19 protein-coding genes are annotated in these 16656 nt (G+C 64.2%); 8 read left to right on the top strand and 11 right to left on the bottom strand.

Annotation, left to right across the window (positions count from 1 at the left end; all coding sequences use genetic code 11):
• Nucleotides 1-90 precede the first annotated feature (90 nt).
• Together ACO06O_RS17055 and ACO06O_RS17060 are read left to right on the top strand one after the other, a co-directional pair.
• Complete coding sequence (locus ACO06O_RS17055) at nucleotides 91-1203, top strand: hypothetical protein (protein ID WP_421882434.1); 1113 nt, start codon at nucleotides 91-93, stop codon at nucleotides 1201-1203.
• Between the two features lie 128 nt (nucleotides 1204-1331).
• A complete protein-coding gene (locus ACO06O_RS17060) occupies nucleotides 1332-1754 on the top strand; it encodes a response regulator (protein WP_421882436.1) in 423 nt (140 codons plus the stop codon).
• On the opposite strand, the gene ACO06O_RS17065 is transcribed toward ACO06O_RS17060, so the two are convergent.
• Nucleotides 1726-2085, bottom strand: a complete 360-nt coding sequence (locus tag ACO06O_RS17065) for a hypothetical protein (RefSeq protein WP_421882438.1) — start codon at nucleotides 2083-2085, stop codon at nucleotides 1726-1728. The two genes, ACO06O_RS17060 and ACO06O_RS17065, sit on opposite strands and share 29 nt — an antisense overlap.
• 118 nt (nucleotides 2086-2203) lie before the next feature.
• Here ACO06O_RS17065 and ACO06O_RS17070 point away from each other — a divergent pair, with 118 nt between their 5' ends.
• On the top strand, nucleotides 2204-2659 hold the full coding sequence (locus ACO06O_RS17070; protein ID WP_421882440.1) for a YaiI/YqxD family protein: 456 nt from the start codon (nucleotides 2204-2206) through the stop codon (nucleotides 2657-2659).
• On the opposite strand, the gene cobW is transcribed toward ACO06O_RS17070, so the two are convergent.
• The 5 genes from cobW to cobS are packed head-to-tail and all read right to left on the bottom strand — an operon-like array spanning nucleotide 2660 to nucleotide 6254.
• The gene (cobW, locus tag ACO06O_RS17075) at nucleotides 2660-3697 is read right to left on the bottom strand and encodes a cobalamin biosynthesis protein CobW (protein ID WP_421882443.1); all 1038 of its coding nucleotides are present in this window, start codon (nucleotides 3695-3697) and stop codon (nucleotides 2660-2662) included.
• A gap of 8 nt (nucleotides 3698-3705) precedes the next feature.
• Entirely contained in the window at nucleotides 3706-4263 is a 558-nt protein-coding gene (gene cobU / locus ACO06O_RS17080) for a bifunctional adenosylcobinamide kinase/adenosylcobinamide-phosphate guanylyltransferase (RefSeq protein ID WP_421882446.1), read from the bottom strand.
• Nucleotides 4260-4772 carry a hypothetical protein gene (locus ACO06O_RS17085; protein ID WP_421882449.1) on the bottom strand — a complete coding sequence of 171 codons (513 nt, stop codon included), beginning with the start codon at nucleotides 4770-4772 and terminating at the stop codon, nucleotides 4260-4262. Before ACO06O_RS17085 ends, cobU begins: the two co-directional genes overlap by 4 nt.
• Nucleotides 4772-5440 carry a histidine phosphatase family protein gene (locus ACO06O_RS17090; protein WP_421882451.1) on the bottom strand — a complete coding sequence of 223 codons (669 nt, stop codon included), beginning with the start codon at nucleotides 5438-5440 and terminating at the stop codon, nucleotides 4772-4774. The genes ACO06O_RS17085 and ACO06O_RS17090 overlap by 1 nt, the downstream gene beginning before the upstream one ends.
• Before the next feature lie 16 nt (nucleotides 5441-5456).
• A complete protein-coding gene (gene cobS, locus ACO06O_RS17095) occupies nucleotides 5457-6254 on the bottom strand; it encodes an adenosylcobinamide-GDP ribazoletransferase (RefSeq protein ID WP_421882454.1) in 798 nt (265 codons plus the stop codon).
• Nucleotides 6255-6323: 69 nt separating this feature from the next.
• Between cobS and cobT the strand changes: the two genes are divergently transcribed.
• The gene (gene cobT / locus ACO06O_RS17100; RefSeq protein WP_421882456.1) at nucleotides 6324-7355 is read left to right on the top strand and encodes a nicotinate-nucleotide--dimethylbenzimidazole phosphoribosyltransferase; all 1032 of its coding nucleotides are present in this window, start codon (nucleotides 6324-6326) and stop codon (nucleotides 7353-7355) included.
• 7 nt (nucleotides 7356-7362) lie between these two features.
• Nucleotides 7363-8898 (top strand): AAA family ATPase, encoded by a 1536-nt coding sequence (locus tag ACO06O_RS17105; RefSeq protein WP_421882458.1) that lies wholly within the window; start codon nucleotides 7363-7365, stop codon nucleotides 8896-8898.
• Here the strand turns inward: ACO06O_RS17105 and ACO06O_RS17110 are convergent.
• The gene (locus tag ACO06O_RS17110) at nucleotides 8895-9863 is read right to left on the bottom strand and encodes a hypothetical protein (protein WP_421882460.1); all 969 of its coding nucleotides are present in this window, start codon (nucleotides 9861-9863) and stop codon (nucleotides 8895-8897) included. The genes ACO06O_RS17105 and ACO06O_RS17110 overlap by 4 nt on opposite strands.
• A gap of 57 nt (nucleotides 9864-9920) precedes the next feature.
• Entirely contained in the window at nucleotides 9921-10271 is a 351-nt protein-coding gene (locus ACO06O_RS17115; protein WP_421882463.1) for a helix-turn-helix domain-containing protein, read from the bottom strand.
• A gap of 304 nt (nucleotides 10272-10575) precedes the next feature.
• Here ACO06O_RS17115 and ACO06O_RS17120 point away from each other — a divergent pair, with 304 nt between their 5' ends.
• Both ACO06O_RS17120 and ACO06O_RS17125 read left to right on the top strand, forming a co-directional pair.
• Nucleotides 10576-11256 carry a J domain-containing protein gene (locus ACO06O_RS17120; protein WP_421882466.1) on the top strand — a complete coding sequence of 227 codons (681 nt, stop codon included), beginning with the start codon at nucleotides 10576-10578 and terminating at the stop codon, nucleotides 11254-11256.
• A 67-nt stretch (nucleotides 11257-11323) separates the two neighbouring features.
• Complete coding sequence (locus ACO06O_RS17125) at nucleotides 11324-12451, top strand: prephenate dehydratase (protein WP_421882469.1); 1128 nt, start codon at nucleotides 11324-11326, stop codon at nucleotides 12449-12451.
• Between the two features lie 224 nt (nucleotides 12452-12675).
• Here ACO06O_RS17125 and nudC read toward each other — a convergent pair whose 3' ends face one another.
• Nucleotides 12676-13605 carry an NAD(+) diphosphatase gene (gene nudC / locus ACO06O_RS17130; protein ID WP_421882472.1) on the bottom strand — a complete coding sequence of 310 codons (930 nt, stop codon included), beginning with the start codon at nucleotides 13603-13605 and terminating at the stop codon, nucleotides 12676-12678.
• 176 nt (nucleotides 13606-13781) lie between these two features.
• On the opposite strand from nudC, the gene ACO06O_RS17135 reads away from it, so the two are divergent.
• Nucleotides 13782-14807, top strand: a complete 1026-nt coding sequence (locus tag ACO06O_RS17135) for a hypothetical protein (RefSeq protein WP_421882474.1) — start codon at nucleotides 13782-13784, stop codon at nucleotides 14805-14807.
• A gap of 49 nt (nucleotides 14808-14856) precedes the next feature.
• Here ACO06O_RS17135 and ACO06O_RS17140 read toward each other — a convergent pair whose 3' ends face one another.
• Nucleotides 14857-16221 (bottom strand): HipA domain-containing protein, encoded by a 1365-nt coding sequence (locus ACO06O_RS17140; protein WP_421882477.1) that lies wholly within the window; start codon nucleotides 16219-16221, stop codon nucleotides 14857-14859.
• On the bottom strand, nucleotides 16218-16448 hold the full coding sequence (locus ACO06O_RS17145) for a helix-turn-helix domain-containing protein (protein ID WP_421882480.1): 231 nt from the start codon (nucleotides 16446-16448) through the stop codon (nucleotides 16218-16220). The genes ACO06O_RS17140 and ACO06O_RS17145 overlap by 4 nt, the downstream gene beginning before the upstream one ends.
• Nucleotides 16449-16656 lie beyond the last annotated feature (208 nt).

Consider the following 16656-nt stretch of genomic DNA (forward strand, 5'->3'; position numbering starts at 1 on the left):
GCCACCGCCCAAAAGAATTATGGTTAACAATCGGTTGGACTGGACGAATGGAATAAGCTGCGAAACACTCGCATTATGGATCGGGAGTCCTTGACCTATTTGCTGCGTTCCGGCCGGTTCCTCTGCTACGATCCGGGGAATCTGGACACCGTCGTGCAGCGACGAAAGACGGAGGTTGCACTGCCGCCCTCCAACGTCATGACCCTGTTCGATTCGCCCTATCTGGCGAAGGCCGTCTTTTTCAAGGAGGCCTATTCAGACGACGGTGACGAATTGTCCGTCGGAACCCGCGTCATGTTCGTGTTTAACGAGAACAACGCCTTGGAGGGTGGGGCATCCGTAACCGCCCAACCGGACGACCTGGAAGACGCCCTGGCAAAATGGTATGGCGGCAAGGTCAAAATCGATCTCAGCATGCACGACCGGAACGTGTTGGAGGTTTTCTGCAAAACGCCGACCTTCGACCCGTTCCTGCTGCTGGCCCAGCGGCGGGAGATCGAACGGGACCGGCCGGTCGATCCGACCAGTTTCAGCATCGACGCGGGCACGGCGGAGGACGTCCGGGCCATCGTCAATGCCCGCGCAACCGCGCTGGTGAATCTGGCGATGGGCGACGATGTCGAGGAAAAGCGCATCCGGGCCACCGTCCAAGCCCTGGAGGAGGCCATCTGGCGATGCGAAGCGAACCAGCGCACCGGCCGCCTGTTCCAAAGCCTGGGCGTGCCGCCGGACAAGACGGACCGCATCCTGTTCGCCTGGAAAGGCATTGCCTATTATGAATACCTTTTCCGGAATTTTGCCACGGATTACGCGGAATTCCTGATCTGGCTGCGCGGTCCGCAATCCATACCGAAGGATATGGGATCACTGGAAAGCCGCCGCGCCTATCGCCTGCAATCGCTGAGGCGGACCGGTCAGACGGTGATGCGCGGCTACTACACCCACGCGACGGAGATCCTGAAAAAGCATGCGGATGCCTATGACGCCCTGCTGGGTGCCGGCAATCCCGAACCGTTTCAGAAGTTCCTGTTGGCAGCGCCCCGCCTGTTCGAAACACTGGGCCTGTCCATTGGGTCCTTCGGTCATGCCAGCAACGCATGGAAGACCTTGACGAACCATGGAAGACGGCCGAACCGGAACGCCGAGGCACTGGAGGCCTTCTACCGCTTTATCTCTACACTTGCGGCGTCCAAGCTGAATTAGGACCGCACCTATGACGGCCATTCAAAAATCCGCTACATAACATTGGTTGAATTCTAACCATATTATCTTCATGATCTAGGAAGGTGGAGAACCGCCGGAACGAGGGGCACGACAAATGGGAGTCCGAAATGGCACGCCGACCTGTCGTACTCGTAGTTGATGACAATAAGCCGACCCGTGACCTGATCGGCCAATATCTGGCGGACCAAGGGGCAGACGCAGTAGATGCCAGCGATGGCGACCAGGCAATTGCGCTGCTGGAGCAGCACAAGTTCGATTTGGTTCTGCTGGACATCCTGATGCCAAACCGCGACGGGTTCGAGGTCCTGCGTTGGGCGACGCAGCAGGATTGCGCTGTGCCGATCGTCGCAATCAGTCAGGAACGCGCCGGCTCGACCCAGATGAGCTATGCGGCAATGGCGACCAGCATGGGGGCGGTCAAAGGCGTGGACAAACCGATCACGCCGGGCAAGGTCGCCGAGATGTTGAAACTGATCGACGATCGTGCGGAAGCAACTCCGGTCATCGAGTCCTACGGGCCACGCTACTGACCGCCGCCAATCCTTCCTGAATCTCGCGTGTCAGACGCGGGATGACATCTTGACGCCTGGATAGGGCGCCGCCTCCCTCTTCAATCTCGTACGCAGTCTCCCCTGCGCCGATCATTGAGAAGTTGGTCAGCATTCCCTTCAGTTCATGCGCCAAGGCGCACGCTTGTGACCCGTCAACCGAAGGGTCTGCCAGTTCCGTCAGGATCCGTTCGCTGGTCTTCTCGACATTGCGCAACAGAAGATCGAAGGTCGCTGCGGGAACCGTATCCAGTATCTCCGTCAATATCGCCCAATTGATCATGTCGTTCTGGGATTCACCGGAACCGGTCATACCGCCCCCCACTTGCCGCAAGCCCTGGACGCCGCACCATTTGGAGTATTATAGCAGAATTTCGCAAGCCGCGCTGCCTCTGCAGCGATCTGGCGGAAAGTGTAAAAAGGACGTTTCGGTGACCAGTCTTTATGTCGATGCCGACGCTTGCCCGGTAAAGGACGAAACGATGAAGGTCGCGGGGCGCCACGGCTTGAAGACGATCCTGGTCAGCGATGGCGGATTGAGACCCAGCCGCGATCCGATGGTTCAGACCGTCGTCGTCGCGCGCGGCGCCGACGCGGCCGATGATTGGATCGCCGAGCATATTGGTCCCGGCGACATCTGCATTACGAACGACATTCCTCTTGCGGCGCGCTGTCTGAAGGCGGGGGCGCAGGCGCTGAAGCCCAATGGCGATGGGTTTTCGGAGGACGGAATCGGCATGGCCCTGGCAACACGGGAGTTGATGCAGGGCCTGCGCGACAGCGGCCAGATCACCGGCGGGCCCAGGCCCTTCTCTAAGGCCGACCGCTCCGCCTTCCTCAACGCATTGGAAGTCGCCGTTCAGAAGGCGAAGCGGCAAAAAGCCTGATCAGCCGCGGATCGCACGTTCGACGGCCGCGCGGTCGAAGCCCTTGCGTCCAATCACGACCAATTCGGTCCGGCGCGTCTCGCCGTCCTTCCAGGCCCGGTCGAAATAACGGCGCAGGCGCGGTCCGACCGCCTGAACGACCTCGCGGCGGGGCACGCCCGGACGGTCCAGGAACCCCTTGACCCGCAGGATGTCATTCGCCGCGATCGCCCCCAGAATCCGCTGTTCCAGCGCGTCGGCGTCGTCGATACTCGCCATGGACAGGGTGAAACTGTCGAAATCATCGTGATCGTGATCGTCTTCGCCGTCATGGCTGTCATGATGGCTGGGACGGCTTTCCAGATCGTCCTCCGCCGCCGCGTCGAGGCCAAGCAGGACCGCCGGATCGACCGCCGCTTCGCGGGCGCGCACGAAACGGACACCGGGCCGCAGATGGGCCGCCAGATCGGCCTCGATCCGGTCCGCCGATCCGTCGTCCAGCAGATCCAGCTTGTTCAGGATGACCATGTCGGCGCAGAGAAGCTGATCTTCGAACACCTCTTCCAGCGGATTGTCGTGGTCGAGCGACTCGTCCGCCTCGCGCTGGGCCTGAACGGCGGTTTCGTCATCGGCGAAACGGCCCTCGGCGACGGCCTTGCTGTCGACGACGGTGATGACGCCGTCGACCGTGACGCGGGCCTTGACCTCCGGCCAGGCGAAGGCCTTCACCAGCGGCTTCGGCAGGGCCAGGCCGGAGGTTTCGATCAGGATATGATCCGGCGGCTGCGGCCGGTCCAGAATGGCCTCGATCGCCGGCAGGAAGTCGTCCGCCACGGTGCAGCAGATGCAGCCATTGGCCAGTTCCACCACATCCTCTTCGCCACAGCCTTCGATGCCGCAGCCCAGCAGCAATTCACGATCGATCCCCAGATTGCCGAATTCGTTGATCAGGAAGGCCAGGCGCTTGCCCTTGTTGTTCTCGATCATGTGGCGGATCAGGCTGGTCTTGCCGGCGCCCAGGAAACCGGTGACGACGGTGGCGGGGATTCTGGCGGCCATGTTCAATCCTATCCTTTGAGACGCAGCGGCAATCCGGCGGCGATGAATTCGACGCGATCCGCAGCCGAGGCAATTATCTGATTCAAACGGCCCTGCACATCCCGGAACCGTCTGGCGAGCGCATTCTCAGGCACGATGCTGAGGCCGACCTCATTGGAAACGACAACCACGGGCCCCGGCGCGGCATTCAGGGCCGCGACCAGATCCGGCGCCTCCGCCTCCGGGTCGCGGTCGGCCAGCATCAGATTGCTGATCCACAGCGTCAGGCAATCGACCAGCAGGACCGTATCTCGCGCCGACACGCCGCGCAGGGCCCCGGCCAATTCCATCGGCGCCTCCACGGTCGTCCAATGCGGCCCCCGCTCCGCCTTGTGGCGGTCGATGCGGTCGGTCATTTCGTCGTCGAAGGCCTGCGCGGTGGCGATATAGACCGGCGACAGTTTCAGATTGCGGTGCAGGTCTTCGACCAGGGCCAGGGCATGGCTGGTCTTGCCCGACCGCGCACCGCCCAGAACGAAATAGACCGGGCCCGGTGCCGACCCTGGGGTCGTCCCGGAGATCGTCATTCCAGCGGCTCCAACCGCGCCTGCTGCTGAAACGCGCCGTCCACCGCATAGGGCATGGCCGGTCCGTCGACGACGATGTTGAAGATCATGGAACTGCGGTTCGGCATCGGGAAGGGGGCGATCTCCACCTGATTCAGGCGGGTCTGGACCGCGACCGTTTCCGGCGCGACGCTGCTGCTGCTCTGCGACGCGCGGGCCAGGAGAACGCGGCTGTCCTCCGGCAGGGTGACGATGACCGGGCGCAGAAACTCTTCCGGCGCGACCGGCGTGTCGGACCGGTTCATCAAGGACACGCGCAACAGGACCGCGCCTGCCGGATCATCCGGCAGCATGTCGCCGAAGGTTGTGCGGAAAGCTTCGCCCGCATTATCGGCGGTTTCGCTGTGCCCGATATAGGCGATCCGGTACGGCTCCGCCTTTCGCTTTCGGCGTCCGCGAAAGAACACCAGCGCCAGAATCCCGAACAGGATGATCAGAATGAAGACGTCCTGATTGGCCTGGATATCCATCAGCGGATCGCCTTTCCGCCCGGCGCGCGGGCGCCGGGCAGGCGGTTCACCAGAACGGTTCGCCAGCCGAGTCGGCCGCTGCCGGGGGTCGGGTCCTCGGCCCCGGTTTCGATCCGGTCGATGCGGGTGATCGAACAATTGTCGATGGTGAAGGACAGGGCGCGTTCCGGATCCAGGCCCAGCGAGACGGCCAGCGCCGCACGGATGGTCCCGCCATGCGCGACGGCGACCACATGGCGCCCGGGATTTTCGTCCGACACGGCCTCGATCACCGGGGCGACCCGCGCCACGAGATCGACGAAGCTTTCGCCCCCCGGCGGCCGGTAATGGGCGGGGCAGAGCCAGTAATCGTGGACGATGCGGGGATCCGTCTTCTCCACATCGGCATAGAATTGCCCCTGCCAGTCGCCGAAGCTCTGTTCCGCCAGGTCGACATATTCGCGCCGTGGCGGCAGCGCCAGCCCGGCATCCGCGATGGCCTGCGCGGTCTGATGGGTCCGCATCAGATCGCTTGTGACCAGCACCGCGTCGCGCGGCAGGATCTCCGCCAGCCCGGCATAGAGCTCGGGGTCGTCCGTATCGCAGGGCAGGTCCGACCGGCCGTAGATCCGGCCTTCGTTCACGGTAACCGGCGCATGCCGAACCCACCACCAATGCGTAACCGTCACACCCATAAAGCCCCCTTTACAAACCGACCGCCGCCAGGGCGGCCAATCCCGCCGCCTCGGCCATTTGCTCCATGCCCCCCAGGGAATCCCCGTTGATGCCGCCCAACTTCCGCCGCGCCGTGGCCGCGATCGCGGTCACGGCAAGACCCGACGCAAGGATCAGCGCCAGGATCGCTTGCGGCGGGGTGAACCACAAGACCGCCGCGCCGACGCCAAGTCCCAGCAGCACCGCCGCCAATGCGACCCCGGCTTCCGGCCGCCCGGCCATGGCCGCCAGCCCTGTCTTGCCTGCAGCGGGAATGAAATGCATGACCGCCGGAAGCCAGCCGCGCGCGGCGGTATGGACCGCCATCAGGGCCGCACAGGCCGCCGGCGCGCCGAACCGCGTGAGGATGTCGGAAAGGATTGCCGCCTTGAACAGGCAGACCAGCACCAGCGCCAGGACACCGAAGGCGCCGCTGCGGCTGTCGCGCATGATTTCCAGGCGTCGTTCCGGCGTCGTGCCGCCCCAGAATCCGTCGGCGCAATCGGCCAGCCCGTCCTCATGCAGCGCGCCGGTTACCAGCGCCCCGGCCGCCAGCGCCAGAACGGCCGACGCCAGGGACGGCAATCCCAGCGCATCCGCAGACAACAGGACCAGGCCGGAAATCAATCCGATCAGCGTTCCGGCCAGGGGAAATCCCCAGGCCGCGCGGGAAAGAGGCACGTCACGGAAGGGCACGGGCAGGCGCGACATGAAGCCGACGGCCACCGCCAGTTCGTCCAAACGGGCGCCGATCCCTGTTCCGCCGTCGAATTGTCTCTTGCCGCTCATCGTGGCAACGCTTAAGCCCAAGGGCAAATCGGCGCAAGCGCCGAGAGCCGCAGTTCGGAGGAAATGACGATGAGCGAAGAGGCCGCGCCGAAGGCCGATCTCGATGAAATCCGGTCGCTGCTGACCGCCCTGCCCGGTCCGGACACCGCCGCGCGCGATGCGGCGCGCGAGCGCGAGGGCCGTCTGACCAAGCCGCCCGGCGCCCTGGGCCGCCTGGAGGAATTGGCGGAATGGGTCGCGGCCTGGCAGGGGCGCACGCCGCCGGCCATCGAACGGCCGCGCGTCTGCGTCTTCGCCGGCAATCACGGCGTCGCTGCCAGGGGCGTTTCCGCCTATCCCGTCGAGGTTACCGCCCAGATGGTCGCGAATTTCCAGGCCGGCGGTGCCGCGGTGAACCAGCTTTGCGCCGCCCATGACGCCGAATTGCGCGTCTATGAAATGGCGCTGGACCACCCCACGGCCGACTTCACGCAAGGCCCGGCCATGACCGAGGAGGAATGTGCCACCGCCATGGCCTATGGCATGATGTCGGTCGACGAAGGGCTGGACATCCTGTGCCTCGGCGAGATGGGGATCGGCAATTCGACATCCGCCGCCGCCCTGTCCCACGCGCTGTTCGGCGGCGATGCGGCCGACTGGACCGGGCCCGGCACCGGGGTTGCAGGCGACGCGATGGCGCGCAAGATCGACGCGGTGGACAAGGCGGTGACCCTGCATCTGTCCGAGACGCGCGACGCGTTCGACGCGCTGCGACGCCTGGGCGGGCATGAACTGGCGGCCATCGCCGGGGCGATCATCGCCGCGCGTATGGGCCGCATTCCGGTGATCCTGGACGGCTATGCCTGCACCGCGGCGGCGGCTGTACTGTTCCGCGCCGATCCGCGCGCCCTGGACCATTGCGTGGTCGGGCATCTATCGGCGGAGCCTGCCCATGCCCGGCTGTGCAAGGCGATCGGCAAACAGCCGATCCTGGATCTGGGCATGCGGTTGGGCGAGGCGTCGGGCGCGGCCTTGGCCCTGTCCGTCGTGAAATCCGCCGTCGCCTGCCATGCCGGCATGGCCACATTCGACGAGGCGGGCGTCAGCGACAAGGACGCCTGATCCCGCCATGGCACCCCGGTCCCAGCAGGATGTCATCGCCTTTCTGTCCGATCCGTCGACCCATGACGGGCAGCGGCCGGAGCGGGTCGAGACCCATGGCGCGATGATTTTCCTGCTGCCGGATCGTGTCCTGAAGCTGAAGCGCGACGTCACCTATCCCTTCATGGATTTCGGCTCGCCGGAGAAACGGCGCGTCGCCTGCCTGAACGAGGTTGCCCTGAATCGCCGGACCGCGCCGGATCTCTATTGCGGCACCCTGCCCATCGTTGCGGATGGCGACGGCGGCGGTTTGTACTTCGGGCCGCCGGACACCTGGCCGGAAAACGCGGTCGAGACCGTGCTGACGATGCGCCGGTTCGACAACACGCTGGCGGATGTCTCTCCGACAGACGAGGAACTGACCGAACTGGCGGAAGCCGTCGCGGCCTTTCATGAAGGGGAGCCGCCTCTGACGGGGCACGGCGGCGGCGCGGCGATGGCCGCCATTCAGGAGGGCAACCTGGCCTTCCTCGACCGGAACGGCCATGTCGATCCCGGGCTGTGCGACGCGCTGGGCCGGGCTGCCCGCGCAATACTGGACCGGGTCGCGCCCCGGATCGATCGGCGCGCGGCCGACGGTGCGGTACGCCATTGTCACGGCGATCTGCACCTCGCCAATGTCTGCCGCTGGCACGGGCATCCGGTGCCGTTCGACTGTATCGAGTTCAACGACGCCTTCGCGCAGATCGACACGCTCTACGATCTGGCGTTTCTGCTGATGGATCTGGACCGGTCGGGACGGCGGGACGGGGCCGGGTTGGTGCTGAACCGATATCTGGAGATCCGCCCCGATGAGATCGGCGCATTGGACCTGCTGCCGCTCTATTTGTCGATGCGTGCCCAGGTGAGGGGCAAGGTCGGACTGGCCACCGCCGATCTGGCAGAAGACGAAGCCGCCGCTCGCCATCGGTCGGAGGCGGTGGATTTCCTGACCCGGGCGCTGGATTATCTGTCCCCTGCGCGGCCCATGCTTGTCGCGGTCGGTGGACCGTCGGGCAGCGGCAAATCGACCCTGGCCCGGCGGCTCGCCCCCCATATAGGCCCCGCGCCCGGTGCCTACATCGCCCGCAGCGACGCGATCCGCAAACATCTGTACGGCGACGGCGCCCTGACCGATGCCCTGCCCAAATCGGCATATTCGACGACGGCCAGCGTCGCGACCTATGCGGAGATGGAGCACCGCTGCGCCACGGCGCTCGGCACCGGACACGCCGCCATCGCCGATGCGACCTTCACGCATGCCAACAGCCGCGCCCGCATGATCCCGTTGGCGGCCGCAGGGAAATGCCGTTTCGTCGGATTTTGGCTGGATCTCGATCTGGAGACCGCAAAATCCCGCGTCGCCGCCCGGCGAGGCGACGCCTCGGACGCGGATATTCAAGTCGTGGAGGCGCAGTTCCGGTCAGGATGGGGCCGGATCGACTGGCACCGGATCGACGCGACGCTGCCACTGGACAATCAGGTCGATGCCTGCCTGGCCGCTATCGGAAAAGAAAGGCGTTAGCCGTCGACGCCGTCGGTCTTGTCCGGGCGCAGGAAGGGAATGCTGACATCCTGATCCGGGACGACCATGATCGACACGGCCTTTTCGCCATTCGCCGCATCATAGGGCAGGATCAGCCGCTGATAGGACACCCAGTCCGGTTCCGCCTCGTCGACCGCGAACAGGGCACGGACATGGCCGTAATGCGGCTTGCCGGTCCGGATCGCCTCGAAATAGGGTTCCGAGACGACCTGCTCGAATTCGATGTCGGAATGGCCATGGGTCGACAAGGTGCCAATCACGTCGCGCGCCCATTCCTTGCCCAGATAGGACACCATATGCGCCTTCTGCCCGATCGAGCGGTAGAACAGGCTGCCCGGCGCATTCGATTCCGACAGCATCAGGGAATAGGGGGTGACGGCGCGGAACGGGCTGTCGAAATGTTCCAGCCGACCCGCCGCACTGGCTTTCCACCGGTCGTAGGCCGCCTTCAGCAGCGGCTTCGCACTGTCCAGGTCATCCAGCCCATGCGCCTCATAGGCGATCATGGTCTTCGGTGTCTCGCCCCGGTAGTCCTCCAACTCCTTGATCCGGCGCGCGGCCGCCACAGGCGAGGCGTAGCTTTCCGTAGCCCAACCGCCATAGCGGAATGTCAGATCGACACGCCCGCCCAAACTTTCGCTGCCGAGCGACTTCAGGACGGCACGCAGGGCGCCCGGTTCCACATTCTGGATGTCCCATTCCACACCGATCCCGGCGCCGGTGCGTTCGATCCGCACCATGCCCAGGCGGCGCAGCGCGATGCGCGCCTCCACGCCGCCGCGCGGGAAGGGGTCGCCCTCACCGACATAGCCGAGGCGCGGATGATCGTTCGCCGACACCCGGTACGGCCGAAAGTCGCCCGCGTCGTCGACCCACCACCCGATATTCCGAACCGGGTCGCGCAACTCCGACATTTGCCGTGTAACGCCGCGCGTTAACAGCACGATACCCTCCCGTCCTATACTGCGGGATTCCGGTCGCCCAACCGGAATCCCGGTGCATCATTTGGCCGAGGAACAGGCCTTGATCAGGTTCAGCACCTGATTTCGAACGCCTTCGTCTTCAATCGCGTCGATCTGTTTTGCCATGTGAATCGTACGGCGCGGCAGGAAGTTTTCGTTGACGTCGCCGTCATATTCCATGTCTTCGAAGAAGAAGCTGACCGGCACTTCCAACGCGTTGGCAAGCGCCCAGAGGCGGCTCGACCCAATCCGGTTGGCACCCTTTTCGTATTTCTGAACCTGCTGAAAACTGATCCCCAACAGATTGCCGAGCTTTTCCTGGCTCAGCCCTTTCGCGGCGCGGGCTTCGCGCACACGGCGTCCGACATGCGCGTCGATGGGATGAGGCATAACGTAATCCTTTCTATGTATCGTTCCGCAATTCTTGCGAAATCCAAATTCGCCCCCACAGCGAATCAGGTCGTCCACGCCAGTCGCATCCGTTAGAATATCGTGTCAAACCTCCCGCACCACAAGATTTTCAGGGAATCCGACCGGATGTCCCCCGGCGATTGCAGCAACGGCCACGATCACGATATGGCGTTGTGCGCTGGTGCCTTCGGATCGGTCCCCGGGGGCCAAGGATGGACAGATGGCAGGGACTCCCGGATAACGGTCGGGACGGTTTCGGACAAGTCCACCCACGGCTGGCGAGATGAACGACGCATCGACCACGGGTCACAAGCAATCCTATTCGATCCCCTGCGCGACGGAATTCCGGGACCGGGTGCTGGCCCTGGCCGAGGCGCGGGGCGTCAATGCCGCCGATCTGGCGCGCTCGGTCATTCTGGTCCTGCCCCTTCCGGTGATCGAGGCCGCACCGGATCCGGGCGATCCCGACCGCGAGGACCGGGAGACGATCACCCTGAAATCCGGCCCGGACAAGGGCAAGCCCTGGAAACGCAAACCGCGTCTGCAGGTGCGCCTGCCCGCCGGCTATGACCCGGTCCTGCTGCGCAAGGCGCTGGGACTGGCATTGAGCCTGGAACGGGGGGAGCAGCGCCTGATCCTGGAGGCCGCGTCCCGCCCGACGCGCGAAGCGGAATCGGCCCGGGCCCGGGCGGAAACCGAACAGGCGCATGAGAAGAGCGCCCGCCTGATGGCGGCCGTGCATGTCCTGGCAGGGGAGCGCCTGCCCCATGCCGTGCGGACCCGCGACGAGGCCCTGTTCGTCCTGGGCTTCCCGCCCGGCGCCCGGCCGGACGCCTCGGCAATCAAGTCGCGCTACCGGCAACTTGCCACCGTGCACCATCCCGACAGCGATACCGGCGACACCAGCCGCATGGCGCAACTGAACCAGGCAATGAGTTTCATGAGAGGGTATATAAAAAATTAGTTTTACTCATTTTAATTAGTGAAAATTTTGTTGACCTTTCGGGATTGCACGCCATTAATCCCGGCCCATGAGCCTGTCTCGCAGAATCAAGGAGGCCCGCGTCACCGCGGGTCTGAACCAGAAGGATCTGGCCGACCGGCTGGGGGTGACCCAGTCGACCATCGCCTTGTGGGAGACGGGCAAAACCGCGCCGCGCCGCGGGCTGATGCCGAAACTGGCCGCCGCCCTGAAGGTGACGTCGGCCTTTATCGAGCACGGCCTGCACGCGGCTTCAGCGCCCACGCAATACGCCGCCCCGCGCCGTATGGGCCATGTCAGTCAGGACCGTGAAGCCATGATCGTGAATCCCGCCACCGAAAACCCCGTCATCGCCTTCCAGGGCGTCCCCGGCGCTTTTTCCCATCTTTCCTGCCGGGCCGCGTTTCCGGCGATGGAGCCGATGTCCTGCGCGTCGTTTGAGGATGCCTTCGCGGCTGTGGAGGAAGGCCGGGCCGGTCTGGCGATGATTCCGATCGAAAATTCGCTGGGCGGCCGGGTTGCGGATATTCACCATCTGCTGCCGGAATCGAATCTGTTCATCGTCGCCGAACATTTTCAGCCGGTGCACCATTATCTGCTGGGCCCGAAAGGCGCGACGCTGGAAACGGTGAAGGAAGCGCACAGCCACCAGCAGGCCCTGGCGCAATGCCGCAACACGTTGCGCGAATTGAAGATCAAGCCGGTCGCCGCCGCCGACACCGCCGGCGCCGCCATGGCGGTGGCCGAGCTGAACGACCCGACCATTGCCGCCGTCGCCTCCTCCCTGGCGGCGGAAACCTATGGCCTGGAAATCCTGCGCCCGCGCATCGAGGATCGGATCGGCAATGTGACGCGCTTCGTCGTCATGTCCCGCACACGGATCGAGCCGGACCCGCGTTCCGGCCCGTGCCTGACCAGCTTCGTCTTCACCGTGCGCAGCGTGCCGGCCGCGCTCTACAAGGCGATGGGCGGTTTCGCGACCAACGGCGTCAACATGATCAAGCTGGAAAGCTATATCAGCGTCGGCGACGATTCCCGCGCCCGCTTCTATGCCGAGATCGAAGGCCATCCGGCCGAAAAGGCCGTCGACCGCGCCATGGAGGAACTGCAGTTCTTCACCAACAATGTGAAACTGCTGGGCGTCTATCCCCAGGCGGAGTTCCGCCAGGACGATTAGAATATCGGGCGCATAACCGGCGCCGCCCAGGATCGACCCAACGGTCTCGTGCTCCTGCGAAAGCAGGAGCCTTCGAGGGGTAGGCGCCGGTGCGAATACGACGAAGATTCCTGCTTCCGCAGGAATACGGGAGTGAGAGGGCCGTAACGATCCGGCATCCCCGTGCTCCTGCGAAAGCAGGAGCCTTCGCGGATGGGCATCATGCGAAGAGGATGTTCGAGGATTTAGCCCGCCGCCAGCCAATCCTGGATCAGGCGGTAGGCGATGGAATCGCGGCGCGGCAGGGCGAAACTCTCGTCTTCGGGGCTGTTCGCCACTTCGTCGCGAGTAAACCAGCGGGCGGATTCCAGCTCGTCCAGATCGACCTTCAGGTCGGTCGCCGTCGCGCGGGCGCTGAAGCCCAACATGATGGAAGAGGGGAAGGGCCAGGGCTGGCTGGAGTTGTAGGTGACTTCGGCGACGGGCAGGCCGACCTCCTCCATCACCTCGCGGGCGACAGCGTCTTCCAGGCTCTCGCCCGGTTCGACGAAGCCGGCCAGGACCGAACAGCGGCCCGGCGGCCAATCGGCCTGACGGCCCAGCACGATCCGGTCGGCCCCGTCATGGATCAGCATGATCACCGCCGGGTCGGTGCGCGGGAAGTGCACCGCGCCGCAGCTTTCGTTGGAACATTTGCGCTCATGACCGCCGCGCGCCGGGCGGGTACTGGCGCCGCAGACGCCGCAATAGCGATGGCGCTGGTTCCAATGCACCAGACCGCGCGCATAGGCCAGGATCGAGCCCTCGTCTTCGGCCAACAGGGGGCCGACCTTGCGCAGATCCTCGAACGCCGCGTTCTCGTCGAGCTGCGGCGGTTCTTCGTGATCCGACAGATCGACGGCGAAATGCGGCGCGCCTTGCGGGTCGAAGCCCAGAAACACGGTTTCCTCGACGATCGACAGGATTTCGGTCCGGGACGCGCTGGGCCGCAGACTGGACATCCGCTCGCCCATCATGACAAGGCTGCGCCCGCGCCAGACCGGAACCAGTCGCGCGGCCTCATGGGCCAGGGCGGCGGCCAGCGCCTCCGCATCCATGCGCAGCTTGTCGCCCCGATCCAGCGGACCGGAGGCGTAAACATTGGGCGGGTGACTGTGATGCGGAACACGCTTCATGGCGGCGCGAGAGTGGCACGCGCCGCGAGCGGCATCAACGCCGGAAAGCGGCGACGGATTCGGCCCCGCCTTGCGTCGGTAAGGGAGCGGCGGCAAGATTCCGGGAAAAGCCGCCCGGTCCTGTCATAGCCCGTGCCGGTAACGCAGCCATGCGGACGCAAACGGGAGAGAGTACCATGGGTCAACGACACAAGTTCCGGGCCGGATCGGCCGCCCTCGCCATCTGGCTGGCGGCCCTGACGGCCTGTTCCGCCCAGGCGGAGCCCCCCGCCCCTACCGTATCGGAGGTCGCCTTTGCGCAATCGGCGCCGCCTTTGACGCGGGTCGAGGCGGAATCGATTCCGGTCCTGGTCCTGGGGGACGATTCCGAGAAAGGGTCGATCAAACGGTCTTCCGGTCTCTACAGAGAGGTCTCCATTGCGCTGCAGACGCAGCTTGCCCGGCACGGCTTTCACGTCGTCGACGCGGAATCGGCCGGCGCCCGCATCGGGTTCGATTTCCCGGACCGGATGGACCGGACGGAATTGTTCGACCTGTTCCGCGGCATCGACGGTGCCGGTCTGGCCAGCATGGATGTCCGCGCGCTGGTGATCTTCCGCGTCCATGCCTCGGTGAAGCAGCAGGAATACGGCAGCCGTATCCAGACCCGCGTGACGGGTGAGATCTTCGACGGCGAGACCAACCGCATCGTCAACAGCTTCGCCCTGCCGCCGGAAGCCTATCCCGGACCCGCCGACTGTCTGGACAATCTGACCGATTGCATCGACATGACGATCCGGCCCCGCGCCGGGGATATCGCCGCCAATCTGGGCGATGTCCTGTCCTACCAACTGGCCGCCTATGCGCCGCCGAAACTGGCCGCGGCCAATGACATTCCGGCCGACATGATCGGCGCGGGCAGCGCGCTCTGCGCCCAGCCGCGCAGCATCTTCACCGTCGAACTGCGCCAATTCGCAACCGACGAGGCGCGCGCGATCACCCGGGTGATGGACGAGGAATTCCCCTGCCGCATCGCCATCGACCTGATGACCGGCAGCAATACCGCCGTGCGGCGATACAAATACGTGACGGTCGCAAAGCGCGACAAGATCGAGGAATGGATGCACATCCTGCTGCGGGACATGGGCTATGACACCGACGGCCCGGTGCGGATCAGCCTGCTTTCCGGCAACATCCTGCGCGTCGACAAGATCGTTCCGTAATGGAACGCGGCCCTTGGAGCGGAACGCCTTGGCGCAGAGCCGACGGGCTTCAACTCAACACCGCCCAGCCGCCCCCTTCTCCCGGCCGCGCATCGCGCCGGTTGCGGGGAAAATAGTCCCTTTCCGGTATTGTGAAGTCACGTCCCAGAGCCTGCGACACGATTCTTAACTGGGCCGCGATCCCGTCGGCCAGCTGCTTGCCGCCGGACGCTTCCAGCATGGCGATTCCCGGTTCGGCGACTTGAGCCAGAATCTTTGGCCACCGGCCCGTGAAACGCGGACGCGCGAAGCCCAGGTCGGACATGGCATCCAGCAAATTTTGTTCGGTCAGATCTTCGGCATAGGCCGCCTCGCCAAGATTGAAGGCAAAGGCGTGGGTCGGCCTCGGATCAAGCGTAATCGGCACAACATCGTATAGCGGCGCCAGTTCACCGACATCGCCGCGATAAAGGATCGTGCCGTTCTTGGCATGGTTATCGGTATTGCCGACCGCCAGATTGAAAAGCGTCTGTTCCAGGAAGCGGATTTGGAACAGGCCCGGCGCCGCCACCATAGCCGCCAGCCTGCCAACCGCCGCGGCTGAAAAGCGCTGATCCGCCGTCACCGCATTCCGCTCGTATTTTAATGCTTTCGGAAGCCCCAGCGCCTGACAGAAATCCTCGCTGTGCAGCCTGGTGATCCGGCCGTCCAGGAAGGTCCGGTCGAACCGGGTGGAAAGAATGGTCTCGATATCCGTCGCGGTATCCGGATCGTGAAAAACCTGCCGTTCGGCTTGCGTCACGTCCAATCCGAGTTTCCCGGCAAGGGCCAACAGGGCCACTTCGTGCCGCGTGAGTAGGGGATCGTTCCTGGGGGAGACCTTCAATATATGGGTGGTCGGCGCCCGGCTGTCCTTGCGCGGCAGATAGTACCGTCCCTCATGCAGGACGACGGCGATTTTGGGTTGAACGCCCGCGACTGGAGAAGGGTCTCTTGTCTCCTCCGGCAGACGACCGTGGAAATGCAGAGACCGAACCAACTTCAAGAGGGTCTCCGCGCCTAAATCCTCGTAATCGTCGGGAAAAATTCCCGGCCTTTTGCCCGGCCCTGTCCCTTCGGGCGTCACAGAAACCGCCCCCGGACAATCCGCGCCGAGATATTGCAGCAGGCGACCATAATCGTCCCGGTCGATGCCATGACCGTCGACCACGTCATCAAGGCGACGCCCTTCGAACAGCAGGTTGCCGAAGAAGGCGACGGACGCCGAATCCTGGTACGCTTCCTCCCGCAGAGGGAGGGCAATCGAAAGGCGGCAATCCGGGGAACCGCTTTGAACCGCCTCCTGCGAATATGCGAAGGTCAGGGTCTTGTCATCGGATCGCACGAGCGTCCCGACCGGAAAGTCCACCCGTTCCATCCAGACATCGAGCTTCATCGCCGGGAGATCCCGACAAGGTCGATTCCCAAGGTCGCGCAGAGCCTCAAACAGGTTTCAAGGGTCGCAACGCTGCGGCCGTTTTCGATCTTCGACAGATTTGGCTGTGGAATCCCGGTGATTGAGGCAAGCATCGCCTGGCTGATCCCCTGCGCCTTTCGGCGTGTTTTCATCAGGGCCCCGAAGGCTTCGGCGCTGTCTATCCGGTGATGATCGGGCATTGTCATGACGCTCTTGAGAATAATAGCGAGTTCGCTATAAAATGCATGAATCTGGGCTCAAACTCAACATTTATTGCGACTAAGCTATATTTTCCCTCAACCCCATTCTCAGCACCCAAAATATAGCTTAAACACTATAGATAAACGCCCAAGCACCGAGCGCAAGCCGGCTGCCGCAGCCCGCGTCCCTTTTGCAGCGCAACATGTTGCGCTG

Origin of the sequence: Pacificispira sp. (genome assembly GCF_965228185.1) — a bacterium.
Taxonomy (GTDB): domain Bacteria; phylum Pseudomonadota; class Alphaproteobacteria; order UBA8366; family Aestuariispiraceae; genus Pacificispira.